This window comes from Tenacibaculum profundi (assembly GCF_052050075.1).
Classification (GTDB): Bacteria; Bacteroidota; Bacteroidia; order Flavobacteriales; family Flavobacteriaceae; genus Polaribacter.
This window is the reverse complement of sequence record NZ_CP197225.1, coordinates 612,474-628,133: the sequence shown is the minus strand read 5'-3', so window position 1 is coordinate 628,133 and position 15,660 is coordinate 612,474. Positions and strand designations below refer to the sequence as shown.

17 protein-coding genes are annotated in these 15,660 nt (G+C 28.0%); 8 read left to right on the top strand and 9 right to left on the bottom strand.

Annotated elements, in window-relative coordinates:
* Positions 1-17: 17 nt before the first annotated feature.
* From lysA to ACSIGE_RS02475, 4 genes are all read right to left on the bottom strand, one after another.
* Positions 18-1,226 (bottom strand): diaminopimelate decarboxylase, encoded by a 1,209-nt coding sequence (gene lysA, locus ACSIGE_RS02490; protein ID WP_440881219.1) that lies wholly within the window; start codon positions 1,224-1,226, stop codon positions 18-20.
* An 845-nt stretch (positions 1,227-2,071) separates the two neighbouring features.
* Positions 2,072-3,163, bottom strand: coding sequence for a hypothetical protein (locus ACSIGE_RS02485; protein WP_440881218.1), 1,092 nt, complete (start codon positions 3,161-3,163; stop codon positions 2,072-2,074).
* Complete coding sequence (locus ACSIGE_RS02480) at positions 3,150-3,686, bottom strand: hypothetical protein (protein ID WP_440881217.1); 537 nt, start codon at positions 3,684-3,686, stop codon at positions 3,150-3,152. The genes ACSIGE_RS02485 and ACSIGE_RS02480 overlap by 14 nt, the downstream gene beginning before the upstream one ends.
* A 9-nt stretch (positions 3,687-3,695) precedes the next feature.
* Complete coding sequence (locus ACSIGE_RS02475; RefSeq protein WP_440881216.1) at positions 3,696-4,229, bottom strand: RNA polymerase sigma factor; 534 nt, start codon at positions 4,227-4,229, stop codon at positions 3,696-3,698.
* 177 nt (positions 4,230-4,406) lie between these two features.
* Here ACSIGE_RS02475 and ACSIGE_RS02470 point away from each other — a divergent pair, with 177 nt between their 5' ends.
* From ACSIGE_RS02470 to ACSIGE_RS02460, 3 genes are all read left to right on the top strand, one after another.
* Complete coding sequence (locus tag ACSIGE_RS02470) at positions 4,407-5,264, top strand: hydroxymethylglutaryl-CoA lyase (RefSeq protein ID WP_440881215.1); 858 nt, start codon at positions 4,407-4,409, stop codon at positions 5,262-5,264.
* Positions 5,265-5,268: 4 nt separating this feature from the next.
* Positions 5,269-6,072: a hypothetical protein gene (locus ACSIGE_RS02465; protein ID WP_440881214.1), complete on the top strand. Its 804-nt coding sequence runs from the start codon at positions 5,269-5,271 to the stop codon at positions 6,070-6,072.
* Positions 6,073-6,164: 92 nt separating this feature from the next.
* Positions 6,165-7,703, top strand: a complete 1,539-nt coding sequence (locus tag ACSIGE_RS02460) for a bifunctional metallophosphatase/5'-nucleotidase (RefSeq protein ID WP_440881213.1) — start codon at positions 6,165-6,167, stop codon at positions 7,701-7,703.
* 32 nt (positions 7,704-7,735) lie between these two features.
* Here ACSIGE_RS02460 and mazG read toward each other — a convergent pair whose 3' ends face one another.
* Genes mazG through ruvX form a run of 4 tightly spaced genes read right to left on the bottom strand, consistent with a single transcriptional unit; the run spans position 7,736 to position 10,062 of the window.
* Positions 7,736-8,518, bottom strand: a complete 783-nt coding sequence (gene mazG / locus ACSIGE_RS02455) for a nucleoside triphosphate pyrophosphohydrolase (RefSeq protein ID WP_440881212.1) — start codon at positions 8,516-8,518, stop codon at positions 7,736-7,738.
* Positions 8,519-8,559: 41 nt separating this feature from the next.
* The gene (locus ACSIGE_RS02450) at positions 8,560-8,985 is read right to left on the bottom strand and encodes a DUF5606 family protein (RefSeq protein ID WP_440881211.1); all 426 of its coding nucleotides are present in this window, start codon (positions 8,983-8,985) and stop codon (positions 8,560-8,562) included.
* Positions 8,986-9,012: 27 nt separating this feature from the next.
* Complete coding sequence (def, locus tag ACSIGE_RS02445; protein WP_440881210.1) at positions 9,013-9,597, bottom strand: peptide deformylase; 585 nt, start codon at positions 9,595-9,597, stop codon at positions 9,013-9,015.
* 54 nt (positions 9,598-9,651) lie between these two features.
* Positions 9,652-10,062 (bottom strand): Holliday junction resolvase RuvX, encoded by a 411-nt coding sequence (ruvX, locus tag ACSIGE_RS02440; protein WP_440881209.1) that lies wholly within the window; start codon positions 10,060-10,062, stop codon positions 9,652-9,654.
* A 119-nt stretch (positions 10,063-10,181) separates the two neighbouring features.
* Here ruvX and ACSIGE_RS02435 point away from each other — a divergent pair, with 119 nt between their 5' ends.
* From ACSIGE_RS02435 to ACSIGE_RS02425, 3 genes are all read left to right on the top strand, one after another.
* Positions 10,182-10,997, top strand: coding sequence for a 2,3,4,5-tetrahydropyridine-2,6-dicarboxylate N-succinyltransferase (locus ACSIGE_RS02435; RefSeq protein ID WP_440881208.1), 816 nt, complete (start codon positions 10,182-10,184; stop codon positions 10,995-10,997).
* A gap of 64 nt (positions 10,998-11,061) precedes the next feature.
* The gene (locus ACSIGE_RS02430; RefSeq protein WP_440881207.1) at positions 11,062-11,802 is read left to right on the top strand and encodes a glycosyltransferase family 2 protein; all 741 of its coding nucleotides are present in this window, start codon (positions 11,062-11,064) and stop codon (positions 11,800-11,802) included.
* On the top strand, positions 11,803-12,918 hold the full coding sequence (locus tag ACSIGE_RS02425) for a glycosyltransferase family 4 protein (RefSeq protein ID WP_440881206.1): 1,116 nt from the start codon (positions 11,803-11,805) through the stop codon (positions 12,916-12,918).
* An 81-nt stretch (positions 12,919-12,999) separates the two neighbouring features.
* Here the strand turns inward: ACSIGE_RS02425 and ACSIGE_RS02420 are convergent, their stop codons facing one another.
* On the bottom strand, positions 13,000-14,022 hold the full coding sequence (locus ACSIGE_RS02420; protein ID WP_440881205.1) for a hypothetical protein: 1,023 nt from the start codon (positions 14,020-14,022) through the stop codon (positions 13,000-13,002).
* A gap of 88 nt (positions 14,023-14,110) precedes the next feature.
* Between ACSIGE_RS02420 and ACSIGE_RS02415 the strand changes: the two genes are divergently transcribed.
* Together ACSIGE_RS02415 and ACSIGE_RS02410 are read left to right on the top strand one after the other, a co-directional pair.
* Positions 14,111-15,187 (top strand): glycosyltransferase family 4 protein, encoded by a 1,077-nt coding sequence (locus ACSIGE_RS02415; protein WP_440881204.1) that lies wholly within the window; start codon positions 14,111-14,113, stop codon positions 15,185-15,187.
* A gap of 46 nt (positions 15,188-15,233) precedes the next feature.
* The gene (locus ACSIGE_RS02410; protein ID WP_440881203.1) at positions 15,234-15,647 is read left to right on the top strand and encodes a sugar 3,4-ketoisomerase; all 414 of its coding nucleotides are present in this window, start codon (positions 15,234-15,236) and stop codon (positions 15,645-15,647) included.
* Positions 15,648-15,660: the final 13 nt, after the last annotated feature.

Sequence of the window (15,660 nt, the reverse complement as noted above, 5' to 3'; positions counted from 1 at the left end):
TAATGACGGTTTTTTTTTTAAGACATTTTTATTTGTTCTTGGTTTTTTAGTATATCTTCAAACGTTTCTCGTTTTCTTATCAGGTAGTCCTTTCCCTTGTGAACCATAACTTCAGCAGGCTTATATCTTGAATTATAGTTAGATGTCATTGAATAACAATAAGCACCAGCATTATGAAAACAAAGTATATCGCCTTCTGAAATTTCAGAGATACGCCTATTGGTACCAAAAGTGTCTGTTTCACAAATATAGCCAACAACACTGTAAAATCGTTCACGTCCCTTAGGATTTGAAATATTCTCAATAAAATGATATGAATTGTAAAACATAGGTCTAATCAAATGATTAAGTCCACTATCGATCCCCGCAAAAACAGTAGAAGTTGTTTGTTTAATTACATTTACTTTAGCTAAAAAATATCCAGATTGACTAACTAAGAATTTTCCTGGTTCAAACATTAAAGTAATTTCTTTCCCGTAATTTTTACAGAATGTGTTAAACCTCGTGGTCAATTTTTCTCCTAATTCTTCAATATTTGTAGAAATATCATCTTTTTTATACGGTACTTTAAAGCCACTTCCAAAATCAATAAAATCAATATTTTTGAACTGTTTTGCAACTTCAAATAAAATTTCTGTGGCTCTTATAAATGTATCAATATCTAAAATATCAGAACCTGTGTGCATATGAATACCATTGATATGCATTCCCGTATTTTCAACCACACGTTTTATGTGTGGTACTTGGTGTATTGAGATTCCAAATTTAGAATCGATATGACCAACTGAGATTTTACTATTTCCTCCAGCCATCACATGAGGGTTAATACGTATACACACAGGGGTTTTTGGGTGTTTTTGTCCAAATAGTTCAAGAATAGATAAGTTATCAATATTAATTTGAACACCAAGCTTGGCAACTTCTTCTATTTCTTGTAATGAAACACCGTTCGGTGTATATATAATATCTTTAGGCTTGAAACCAGCTAATAACCCTAACTTAACCTCTTGTATGGATACTGTATCTAAACCACTCTTTAAAGAATTAAAAACTTTTAAAATATTTATATTTGAAAGTGCTTTTACAGCATAGTTTATTTTAACGTTTTTTACTTTTGAAAAAGCTTTTGTTATTTTATTATATTGACTAGTTATGATGTCTGTATCATAAACATATAAAGGACAACCATAGGTATTTGATAACCTCAATAATTCTTTTTTATCCATTTTTAATAATTAAAGTATCAAAATTAAAAAAGGGAAATAATAGTAGAAATTAATTTTAAGAAATAAACATATCTATTTTTTTTGTAGAAATATATTAAAAACTCACTAAGCTGATTTATTGAATTTTAATTTGCTATACTTTGTTCAGTTCTATTGATAATTTTTCCAGAACTAAAAATAGACTTCTTTATTCTTGATGCTTTTCCTTTGTAATATGTATTTTCAAATCTAACTTTATTTACGTGGGTATATAGATTATTTGATCAAGTTATATTTAAATTTTTGATATTATATTTAATTCTTTTACATTTTCGGATCCACCTTTAGAGTATTTCAAATTATTTGTTTTTCCGCTTAATTTAATTGAATAAGAACCACCAACTTTTGTTTTTTATTAATTGTACATTGGTAACTTTTTTAATCGTTCTTGAGCTGCCAACATTTAAATCGATATTTTGATTATGAATTCTTTTTCTATAATTATTTTTTCTGATCTTATTATAGAGATTGATGATGTTTAATTAAAGTGTACTCTAAAAACAATGTTTTAAGATATTTGAAAATTCATGTTATTTTTAACCCCAATTTTTAAATGTATGTTTTTAACTTTCGTTTCTAAGTATGGAATTACGTTGTCTTTGGCCTCGATAGTCAAAAAAAACAATTTTCTTTCTTCCTTTATAATAAGAAAAGAACATCCAATACTTAGTCTGTTGAATTCTTTAATTTTTCTTTCCCTTGAAATCACTCTCTCGCTATCTTTAATTTTTTTAGAACCAACCCAATTCTGAAAATATATTGAAATAGAAAATCATAATACTAATAATTGCAATAAATTCACTTTTTTAATTGTATTTTTTCAAAGAAACTTTACCATAACTCGAGTTTATATTTATAATAGAATTTGAAACGTTTTTACCAAATTTGCCTTCATAATATTTTTTGAATGATTTTTTAATTTTTTTATTTAATAGAATTTCTTTTGAAGGAAAACTAAAACTAGCAAAACTTATATTAACATTAAATTTAAAATTGTTGTCAGTTTTGGTACCAAGCGTAATACTTGCATAGCTTGCATTGATATTAATTTTTTCAAATCCTTTTTTTATTTCTTGAATTTTAAGGTTACCAAAATCCGTATCAATATCTAGTTTTTTTTCTAATGAATCGATTTTTATTCTAGTGTAGTCTGAATTACCTTTTAGGTTTACAACACTATTGATAGAAATTCCTCCGTAGTCGCAATTGTAAATTATCGAATTAATATTACCAAATTTTATATTAGAGTAATCTGATTCGACCATCAATTTTTCTGCTTGATCTATTTTCAAAGTAGAATAATCAACTGAAATATTTCCAAAAGTTAAATACTCAATATTTGAATCTTCAGAATAATTTAGGTTTATATTATTTTCTGAGTTTTGAAGCTTTCCAATTTCAATATTACCAAAAGAACAATTAATAGTAGCTTTTCCCCATAAATCATCTAATTGAATATTCCCAAACTTATTTTGTAAGAAAACATTGTTGTTAGCAGGTATTTTTACTGTATAGTGTATTTTGAAGGATGTATTATTTTTTTGATTTCGCCAAAAAGACCAAACACTATTTTTGTTTTCGATAATAGTTTTTGCCTTAACCATACTTTTATTAGCGGTGAAATCTATATAAATACTATTTAATTTTTCATCAATATTACTTTCTGAATTTCCCTTCACAATAATTTTAATATTGATTTCAATTTTATTTTCATTCCAAGTGTCTATATTCAAGTTACCATATTTATTATCAATGGATAAAGTGGCATTTTCATTTACAAGAAATTCTTTTTTAATTGTTTTATTTTTTTCGTATCTGTTATGTCCGTGATCGTTGAATGAATAACTTAAATTTGAAAATAATAAAAGTATCAACGATATGCTATTAAATAATTTCATTATAATTTTGTTCAATTTTCTTTGATTTTTTTTGATTTTCAAGTTTGGTTAATAAGGTTTTTAAAATATTTAATCGTTGTTGATAGTTGTTTATTAGGTTCTTAATAATTAGTTTTTTATTGTTGTTATTCTTTAGTTCTTTTATAAATAGTTGATGTTGCTCTTCTAAATTTTCAATTTCATCTAAAGCATCTTCAATTAATGTTTCGGTTTCAATATTTCGGTACCTTTCAATATCTTTTAACTCTTGTTGAATTGTTGTAATGAAGAAATATTCTGTTTCAGCCATTTCAGGAGCAAACTTGATTATGCTGTCTTTTGATGAATATATTTTCATTCTACCTAAATAAAAACCGATTATCAAAATTACTGAAGCTGCAATACCCAGCCATTTCCAAGAAAAATTATTGTTATTTTTTTTAAGGTTTAATTTTCTTTTGAAACGATCAACATGACCTGGATAGGGTTCGTGAATATCAAAATCATTATTGTTTAGAAAAGACGATAAATTATTTTTTTTCATAAAATATTCTTATTCGGTTTTACTTACTAATAATTGTTTTAATTTTTTTTTGGCTCTAGAAACTAGGGTTCTTACATTTTCATTGGTGTAGTTTAATATTTCAGAAATTTCTTCATAATCATATCCTTCAATTAGGTTTAATGTTAAAATAATTTTATAATTTGATTTTAATTGATTTAGTGCGCTTAACATTTGTTTTACGTTTATCATTGAGTAATCAATTTCTTCTTCGATATCATTATAATTATTTTTTAACTCTATTTTTAAATCATTGTATTTTGAGTTCTTTTTGAGTTGATTTAAACTTTTGTTGATAACAATTCTTTTTAACCACGCACCAAAGGCAACTTCTCCTTTAAAAGTATTTAGTTTAGAAAAAGCAGCTAAAAAAGCTTCTTGCATGATATCTTCAGCCTCGAATTGGTCGTTTAGAATTCTAAACGCACTATTATACATTGCTTTATAATACTTATTATAGATAAGTAATTGGGCATTACTATCGTCCTTTTTACAACGTTCAATTAGTTGATTGATGTTTGACATTTGTTGCTTCAAAGAGTTTTAATCTATTGTATAGACAGTGATTTTGTTTTTATGTGACACTTTAAAAATAAAAAGTTTAATTAAGTGCAAAACTAATTTTATAATTACTAAGTTAATTATTTGAATAGTATTAGGCTGATAAATCAAAAGTTTATTGAAAATATGTATATTTGACCGATGAGTAACAGTGTAAAAATTATCGAGTGCCCTAGAGATGCTATGCAAGGTATTAAGGGACACTTTATACCCACTGATTTGAAAATTAAATATATAAATGCATTATTAAAAGTAGGGTTTGATACGATTGATTTCGGAAGTTTTGTGTCACCAAAAGCAATTCCACAAATGCGAGATACAGCAGATGTATTAGCGGGTCTTGATTTGTCGTCTACCAAAAGTAAACTCCTAGCTATTGTAGCAAACATAAGAGGAGCTAATGATGCAGCTATTTTAAATGAAATTGATTATTTGGGATATCCTTTCTCAATATCAGAAAATTTTCAGATGAGAAATACTCATAAAACTATAAGTCAGTCTGTTGAAACATTAAAAGAAATACTAGCAATTGCGAATAGAGCTAATAAGAAAGTTGTTGCTTATTTATCAATGGGATTTGGGAACCCTTATGGCGATCCTTGGAATGTTGATATTGTTGGAGAATGGACAGAAAAGCTTTGTAAGTTAGGTGTAAATATATTATCTTTATCAGACACAATAGGTAGTTCAACACCAAAGGTCATTGAGTATTTGTTTTCAAATTTAATACCTGAGTTTCCAAATATAGAATTCGGAGCTCACTTACACACTACTCCTGATTCATGGTTTGAAAAAATAGATAGCGCTTTTGAGGCGGGATGTAGACGATTTGATGGTGCAATAAAAGGTTATGGAGGTTGCCCAATGGCAAAAGATGATTTAACAGGAAATATGCCAACTGAAAAATTATTGTCTTATTTTACCTCAAAGAATGTAAAAACAAACATAAAACCAATGAGTTTTGAAAGTGCTTATAATAAGGCGCTTGAAGTTTTTTAATCATATGAAGTTAATTATTATTTCTTTTTTTGTTATGTTTTCATTTTTTAATTACTCATCTAACGATGAGAATATCGGAGCATGGAACATAAGCAATGGTAGGTTTATAAAAAATTATACAAAAAACGATGACTTGGCAGCATTACATTGGAAAACATTTTATGATATATTTCCTAAACCAATTGTAAAAAAATACATAAAAAAATTAGTTTTAATTTCAGATGGTCTTGATGAAAAGACGGGAGCCTTAGGAGCCTTAAATGAAAGAAATGATAAATGGCAATTGGTAATAGATACTATTGACGTAAATTTTAGAACTAAAAATAAAAGAAGGTTAAGAGAGTCAGTTTATACTTTGGTACACGAATTTGGACATTTATTGACCTTAAATAGTACGCAAATAAGACCAACAAACAAAATTAGTCAAGAGGAAGGAGAGCCTTATTTAACAATCGAAGGGGAGTCTTATAAAAACAGTTACTTAAACAAATTCGTATCTCTATTTTGGAAAGGGAAACTACTTGAAAAGTGGGATGTTATTAAGGAGAGACACTGCTTTACTGAAGAAAGTTGTGTTGAAAAACTTTTTGGGCTTTACAGAGAAAATTTCTCCGACTTTGTAACAGATTATGCTGCTGAGAGTCCGGAAGAAGACATTGTTGAAAGTTGGACATTCTTTGTTTTAAAGAAAAAAATAAAGCATCCTAAAACTATTGCTCAAAAGAAAATAAACTTTTTTTATCAATTTCCAGAACTTGTTGAGTACAGAAGGCAAATAAGGGTAAATACGCGACTTTACTTACGTTAATCCAAACTCAAAAATATTAAATATTTAATTTTTAGGTACTATTTGTTTCGATCATAGATACAGATATAAACAAGAAAAATAGCATATCGTTAATGAAAAAAACAACTAAATTTTTACTAGTTTTAATAATTTGTTTCCTTTCAGGAAGATGCGTAGATAAAAAAAAATCTTCATCTGAAACTTCAAGTAATTTATTTGAGTTTACTATTTTACAGTTAAATGATGTCTATGAAATAGCTCCTATACAAAATGGGAATTATGGAGGTATGGCAAGAGTTGAAACGATAAGAAAAGAGTTATTAAAAGAAAATAAAAATACTCTAACAGTTTTGGCTGGTGACTTTTTAAATCCATCCCTTCTAGGAACCATAAAAGTAGATGGTGACCGTGTTAGAGGAAAACAAATGATAGAAGTAATGAATGCTATGAATTTTGATTTAGTTGCTTTTGGTAATCATGAATTTGATTTGAGTTTTAGTAATTTACAAAAGCGAATAAATGAGAGTAATTTTGATTGGATTTCATCAAATGTTTTACATCAAATTAACGGAGAAAAAAGAAAATTTTGCAAAGAAAATAATGACGTAAAAACCGATATTAAAGAAACCTTTATAAAAGAGTTTAATTTTGGCGAAAATCAAAAGCTTAAAATTGGTTTTATAAGTGTTTGCATTCCTTCCAATCCTAAAGACTATGTGTTTTATGGAAATATATATGATGAAATTAAAAGATCTTATAATACTTTAAAACCTAAAGTGGATATTGTTTTGGGGCTTACTCATCTTACAATAGAACAGGATAAAAAAATAGCTTTAATGTTACCAGATATTCCCTTGATAATGGGGGGACATGAGCATACAAACTCTCATGATAGAGTTGGAGGAGTTACAATTACAAAAGCAGATGCAAATGCAAAAACAGCTTACATTCATAGATTTAAATATGATCCTAATACTCGTAAGGTTACTTTTAAATCTGAATTAAAGGAAGTAAATAAGGGGATAGCATTCGATAAAGAAGTTAACACTATTGTTAACAAATGGCAAAATATTTTAAAAACAAAGATAAAAGAGGTTGTAAATAATCCAGAGGAAATAATATATACAGCGAATGATTCTTTAGACGCTAGAGATACACCAATAAGAAGTGTTCAAACTAATATGGGAGATTTAATAACTAAAGCAATGAGTTTTGCTTATAAAGATAAAGTTGATTGTGCCTTGGTTAACGGAGGGTCTATAAGAATTGATGATGTTTTATATGGAGCGATTAACGCAATTGATATTTTTAAAGTACTACCATATGGAGGTCCAATACTAAAGGTTAAATTACGTGGAAATTTACTTCTAAAGGTTTTAAATTATGGTACTAATGCTTCAGGTACAGGAGCTTTTCTGCAAAAATATAATGTTAAAAAAAAAATTGACAAATGGATTGTTAACAATCAAGAGTTAATTGAAGATAAAGAATATTTGGTTGCCATATCAGACTATTTGTTGAAGGGGTTTGATATTCCGTTTTTAAACAGTAAAAATAAAAATGTACTTAATATTTATCGACCACAAAAAGAAGAGATGGCTACAGATATAAGAAAAGCTGTGATAATGTATCTTAAAAACAAGCGTAATTAAGAAATTATTTATTTTCTCAAATAACGATTAGATTACTTATAAAATTCTTTAGATTTTTCCCAAATTTCATCCATTTCCAATAAAGACATTTCTGATAGATTACGACCGGCTTTGGTAGCTTCTTTTTCTAGAAATTTAAAACGATTTATAAATTTTTTATTAGTTTTTTCTAACGCATTTTCAGGACTTACATTGATAAACCTGGCATAATTTATCATAGAAAATAGAACATCTCCAAATTCTTTTTCAATTTTTTCAGGATTATTATTTTTTATTTCTTCATTTAGCTCAGAAAGCTCCTCTTGCACTTTATCCCAAACTTGGTGTGGTTCCTCCCAATCAAAGCCAATTCCAGCAACCTTTTCCTGAATCCTATTCGCTTTTACCAAAGCGGGGAGGCTGTTAGGAACCCCCTCAAGAACTGATCTCTTTTTTCCCTCTTTTAGTTTTATTTTTTCCCAATTTTGTTTGACCTCTTTTTCAGAAGAAACTGTAATATCACCATAAATATGAGGATGCCTTTTAATGAGCTTATCACTAATTGAATTAGCAACATCAGCTATATCAAAAGCTTCTTTTTCGCTTCCTATTTTAGAATAAAAAACGATGTGCAAAAGCACATCGCCTAATTCTTTTTTTATTTCATCTAAATCATTATCTAAAATAGCATCTGCCAATTCGTAAGTCTCTTCAATAGTCAAATGTCTTAGGCTTTGCAACGTTTGCTTTTTATCCCAAGGGCATTTTTCCCTAAGATCATCCATAATATCCAACAGACGATTGAATGCTTTCAATTGTTTTTTACGAGAGTTCATAAACGCATAAACCTTTTAATAATAATTTAAAAAACATTGTATTATTCTTCCTCTTCAGTTTCTACAGATGCTTCTGAAACTAGAGTACTAAAATCAAACTTGGCATTAACTAAAATATTATACCATTGAATCACTTTCTTTACATTTGAGGCATATACTCTTTCCTCGTCAAAACTCGGTAAAATTTCTGAAAAGTAAGATAACAAGGTAGTATTACTTTCTTTATGAGAGATACTTTCTTTTCCACTTTCTTTATCTGAAATATTTTTAATTACCTGAGCTAAAGGAACTTCCTCTTCATAAGTGTATATCGCTATATTTTCTAACAAGCTAACATTATGTGTTGCTGTAATAGGAAAGCGTTTACCATCTACAATAGATTTTACAATAACACCTGTTTTTGTTTGAGATAAAATTTCGAATAGCCCTGGTTTTCCAGTAACGGCAATAATTTTACTAAACTCCATATATCATTTATATTTTATAACTTCGTTTTACTTTTTTTTATTTGGAAATCGCATTCTGTAGCCAGCATTAATCTTTCCATTAGAAATTTTATCTAATTTTCTTTTCAAAAGTCTTTTTTTCAAAGAAGATAATTTATCCGTGAAAAGAACTCCCTCAATATGATCATATTCGTGCTGAAAAACTCTTGCTGCTAATCCTTTTAATGTTTCTTGATGAGTATTAAATTCTTCATCTTGATATTCGATAGTAACAAATTCTTGCCTGTAAACATCCTCTCTTACTTCAGGAATACTTAAACATCCCTCATTAAAAGACCATTCTTCTCCTTCTTCTTTGATGATTTTAGCATTGATAAATACTTTATTAAAGTTTTCTAAGGTATTTTTTTCTTCTTCCGTAAGATCATCGTCCTCAGCAAAAGGAGTTGCATCAATTAAGAATAAACGAATGTCTTTTCCAATTTGAGGAGCGGCTAGTCCAACTCCTTGAGCGTTGTACATAGTCTGCCTCATATCCTCAATTAACTCTTTTAAGTTAGGATAATTAGCATCTATTTCTCTTCCAACCTTACGTAATACCGGATCACCGTATGCTACTATGGGTAAAATCATTTATTTAATTTTTGATGTCGACAAAAATACAAAGAATGGAGTTCTGAAAAAAAACTATTTATTGTATAAGTACGATTGTAATATAATAGTGGCACTTATCTCATCAATTAAAGCTTTATCTCGACGCTGTTTTTTTGTAAGCCCACTATCTATCATCGTTTGAAAAGCCATTTTAGATGTAAAACGTTCATCAACGCGTTCAACTGGAATTTCAGGCATAGTATTATGAAGTTGCTTTAAAAAATCAATAATAAATATTTCACTTTCACTGTTTGTATTGTTCATTCGCTTAGGTTTACCAATAATAAAAAGTTCTACATTTTCTTTTTTAATATAATTTTTAAGAAATGTTATCAGATTTTCAGTATTCACAGTTGTTAATCCTGAGGCTATAATTTTAAATTCGTCTGTTACCGCTATCCCTGTTCGTTTTACTCCATAATCAATAGCTAGAATTCGTCCCATTTTTTTATTTTAAGGCAAAAATAGTGAATTTAAACAGGAGTTAAATTTCTGTTTAAAAAATGTATCTTCGTGTTCAATTTGAGAACACAATTTATATTTGCGAGAAATAAGTTTTTAAGATGACAGAATTACAATCTATTATAGAAAAAGCATGGGATAGCCGTGAATTATTAAAAAAAGAAACCACTGTAAATGCAATTAGAGAAGTAATTGATTTATTAGATGCAGGTGAATTAAGAGTTGCTGAACCAAACAGTAATGGATGGCAAGTTAATGAATGGGTTAAAAAAGCAGTAGTATTATATTTTCCGATTCAAAAAATGGAAACACTTGAGGCGGGTATCTTTGAGTACCATGATAAAATTCCATTAAAAAGAAATTACAAGGAAAAAGAAATTCGAGTAGTACCGAATGCAGTAGCAAGGCATGGTTCGTACATATCATCAGGAACCATTTTAATGCCAAGTTACGTTAATATTGGAGCTTATGTTGATGAAGGTACTATGGTAGATACATGGGCTACAGTAGGGTCATGTGCTCAAATAGGGAAGAATGTACATTTATCCGGTGGAGTGGGTATAGGCGGTGTTTTAGAACCACTTCAGGCCGCGCCTGTAATTATTGAAGATAATGCTTTTATAGGTTCAAGATGTATTGTTGTAGAAGGAGTTAAAGTGGAGAAAGAGGCTGTTTTAGGAGCAAATGTTGTGCTTACAGCATCTACTAAAATTATTGATGTTACGGGAGAAAAGCCTATTGAAATGAAAGGAGTTGTTCCTGCAAGATCAGTCGTAATACCTGGAAGTTATACTAAAAGTTTTGCTGCAGGAGAATATAATGTTCCTTGCGCTTTAATTATAGGAAAACGTAAAGAAAGTACTAACAAAAAGACATCATTAAATGATGCATTAAGAGAGTATGATGTTGCAGTGTAACTCTCAAAAAACAACTACATATTTTAAAAAATAAGTTTTTTATATAATTTTTAATAAAAAAGAGTTGACAAAATTAACTGTAATTATACCAACATTAAATGAAGAATCCAATGTTCAAAGAGCATTGGATTCTGCTTTTTTTGCTGATGAGATTATCGTTATTGATTCTTTTAGTTCTGATAAGACTGTTGAAATTGTTATTGATAATAAAGCGAAATTAATCCAAAGACAATTTGATGATTTTTCTTCACAAAAAAATTATGCAATAAGAAAAGCGACAAATGATTGGATATTCTTGCTTGATGCAGATGAAGAAATTACAGATGAATTAAGGGAAAGTATCTGTTCTAATTTACATAGTAATGAAAAACATAAAGGTTTTATTTTAAAAAGAAGAACTTTTATGGAGGGAAGGAGGTTATATTTCGGAGGCTTTGATAATAAAATTGCTCGTTTATTTCATAAAAGGGATTCTTTTTATAAAGGAATTGTTCATGAGACAATTCAAATAGATGGCTCTTTAGGAAAGCTTAAAGGAAATTTAAATCATTATACATTTAGAAGTATGAATCAATTTAAAACTAAAATCGAATACTATGCTAAATTAAAAGCCTTGGAGCTTTATTCAAACCAAAAAAAAGTAACTTTATACCATCAATTTATTAAACCGATGTTAAGGTTTTTTATACATTATTTTTTTAAGTTAGGCTTCTTAAATGGATATCGAGGGTTTCAGTTTTCATATATACTTTCTTATGGTGTGTGGAAGAGATTCAAATTATTAAAAAAATTAAATAATAAATAGATGAAGATAGGATTTGACGCCAAACGTATTTTTCATAACGCGACAGGTTTAGGAAATTACAGTAGAGATTTAGTACGTATCTTAAGTACTTATCATCCCTCTAACATTTACTATTTATACAACCCAAAACCTAAAAGGATACATCGTTTAAAGCTTCAGCCTTCAATGAAAGAGGTTATGCCAGACTCTTGGCTTTGGAAGAAATTATCTTCGTTATGGCGTCAAAGAGCTATTATTTCGCAAATTAAAAGTAATAATATTGATGTTTTTCATGGTTTGTCAGGAGAAATTCCACGTAATCTCAAAGAAAATGGTATAAAATCTGTAGTTACGATACATGATTTAATTTTTATGAGATACCCCGAATGGTACTCTTATTTTGATAGAAAAATTCATTTTTCAAAGTTTAAATATGCTGCTGAAAATGCGGATTGCGTAATTGCTATAAGTGAGCAAACTAAGCGAGATATAATAAAATATCTCAAAATATCAGAGTCAAAAATAAAGGTAGTCTATCAAGGTTGCCATAATGCTTTTAAGATTGAAAGAACCAATGTAGAAAAGGAAAATTTAAAAAAGAAGCTTCAATTACCAAATCGATTTTTACTTAATGTAGGTACTATTGAAAAAAGAAAGAATGCATTGACCATAGTAAAATCAATAAAAAATATTGATATTTCTTTAGTTATTGTAGGTAGAAGAACGAAGTACTTTCAGGAAATTGAACAATATATTTCTGCAAATGATCTAAGCGGTAAAGTCATTTTTTTAGAAGGCTTATCGATGGATGAATTGTCCACCTTGTATCAATTAGCAGAAATCTTTATTTATCCAAGTGTTTTTGAAGGTTTTGGTATTCCGATTATAGAAGCCTTATTTTCAAAAACTCCTGTTATTACTACTCATAGTGGTGTTTTTCCTGAAGCTGGGGGGAAATATTCAAGATATGTGGACCCCACAGATGTTATGGCAATGGAAAATGAAATTAAGTTGTTATTGTCTTCGAAAGAATTGCGTGATGAGATCACAGAGGAAGGATATAAGTACGCTCAAAAGTTTAAAGACAATTACATCGCTAAAAATATAAATAAAATTTATACAGATATACTTTATTAATAGGTAATAAACATAAAACTTGAAAAATAAGTCAATTTTAAGTGGTTTTATATTACATTTTTCAAAGAGGTTTATACCTTTTTAAGGCAGCTCTATTGGTGTATGATTTTCATTTCCTAAAACGTACGCTAACCAATTTTTAAAACCGTACTTTAATTTTATTTCTTTTTCAACAGCAACATAGGGTGTATTAATAAAATCCTCTAGACCTTCTAAATTATAACCGTCCCAAATAAAAATATTTTCAGGTTTATAAAAATCATATTTAAGTACTTCTATGTTGTTGGTAATTAGTTTTTTATCATAATATAGAGCTTCAAAAGTCCTGAATGATAAACCAACATGAGTTTCATTAAGAAAATCGATAACGATTTTTGCATTTTTAAGCCTTTTTAAGTTTTCAGAATAGGGCAGATGCTTATTTATATATTTTATACCTTTAATGTCATACTTTTCTTGATCTGGCAAGTGTGAAGAAAAAATTATGAAATCTAATTTTAGTCCAAGTTTTTCTGAATAAGATACAAATCTTTCAATCTGAGGCATTCTTTTATTTATAAAAGAACCGATAAAAAAAACATCGTTTTTACATAATGCTTGCGGAATAATTTGCGTATCAAAATCATTATAAAAATTAGTTACGGGTAGTAAATTATACTTTTTATTATTTAAGTCATTTTTATCAAAAACAAAAAATCGATCAAATAAAGGGATATAATTATAAATAGCAGGAAATCTATGTAAGCCATCCCATTGATAAGCAATAAATTTATTTGATTTTCTTTTCAATTTTTGAAGAGTATCAATAGGATAAATATCAGCTCGAATTAAGAGGCAATAATCTACTTTACCTTCAATAGAATCAATAATTTTATCAATTTCTACTTTAGACTTTTCAAACTTTAACTTACCCTTATAAGTTTTATCGTTCAAAAAAGTTTTTCGAAAAAAATTATAGGCTCTTTGTGAAAAATTTTTATACTTGAATTCATGCTCAGTAAAGCATACAGAAATAACTTCAAAACCATAAAACTCTAAATTTGTTTTTATAGATTCAAACATACTAAAGCTTTTAGGAAGCCCTAAAATAATTCTTTTTTTCATATTATGATCTTAAATGAGGTCGTAAAAATATAATTATTTATGTAATGAGAAAGTCAAAATATGTACCTTTGCTTGTAAATTTCCAATGATGCCCAAAGATACCAAAATTCTTATTGATTTAGAACGGATGCGCTATGAAAATACGGGTTTGTCAAATGTTTGTGAATCACTTTATAGGGGGTTAGATAAGTTGAACTACAGAAAATATTTGGCTTTTTACGGAACGAATGATATTTTGTTAAAAATAAATTCTTTTGAAATTGAAAAGTGGAAGTTTTGGCATAAGTTTTATAATCCTACATCGAAAAAATATGATGTTTTGCATATAATGCACCAAGGAAGTTCTTATTTTCCAAGTAGACACAGAAAAAAAATCATAACATTACATGATTTAAATTTTTTACACGAAAACATTTCTAAAAAAAAAACAAATAAATTTATATCAAATTTTAATAAAAATCTTGTTAATACCAAGTATTTAGTTTGTATTTCAGAGTTTACAAAAAAAGATTTTATAAAAAATAAAAACTTATTTACTTTTCCTGTTGATATGGAGATTAAAGTAATTCACAATGGTTTGATTTTTAAAGACTTAAAAGATGACGAGTTACCTGTTAAATTTAATGAATTAAAAGAATGTGAATATTTGCTTAATATAGGTGTACTTCATCCTAAAAAAAATCAATTAGCTTTACTTCCAATAATTGAGAATAATAAAAATTTACATTTAGTTTTAATTTGTAGTAATAAAAAGTCAGAATATTATTCAATATTTTTAAATGAGGTTAAAAAAAGAGGTCTTCAAGATCGTTTAAAAATTTATGAAAATATTGAAGAGAAAGATAAAATATTACTAATTAAAAATTGTAAAGCACTTGTTCACCCTTCTATTGCAGAGGGGTTTGGAATTCCCCCAATAGAAGCTATGTATTATGGGAAACCTGTATTTGTTAGTAATAAAACTAGTTTGCCAGAAATTGTTGGTAAGGAGGGTTACTATTGGGAAACTTTTGAGCCTAAGCATATGATTCAACGGTATCAAAAAGGAATAAAAAATTATTTATCAACTCCAGATAAAAAGCAAAAATTAAAAAAATGGGCCTTACAATATAGTTATGTTGAAATGGCAAAAGAATACGTGAAATTATATGAAAGTTTGATATAATTTCTTTTTACAAAACAATCAACTATAATTAAGATATCTACTTTAAATGTTATACAAAAAGATTAAGTTTAAATTATTTTCAGATGGAAGAGGTGATTTGGTGCCGATAGAAATAGGAAACCAAAAATATGATGTGCCTTTTGAAGTAAAAAGATGTTATTTTATATCGGTACCAACAAATGAAAATAAAGCAGTAAGAGGAAAACATGCACACAAAAACTTAAAACAAGTAATAGTTTGTTTAAATGGTAGTTTTACACTTCGACTTTTGAACAGAAATGGAGAAGAGGAGAGTATTAGGCTTTCAAAAAAAGATGAAGGGATTTATATAGAAAATTTGGTTTGGAGAGAATTAAATAATTTTTCTGATAACTGTGTAATATTGGTTTTGGCAAATCAACATTATGATAAAGACGATTATATTACTGATATTAATGAATTTTTAGCTTTTGTAGAATAAAAACATTTCACAA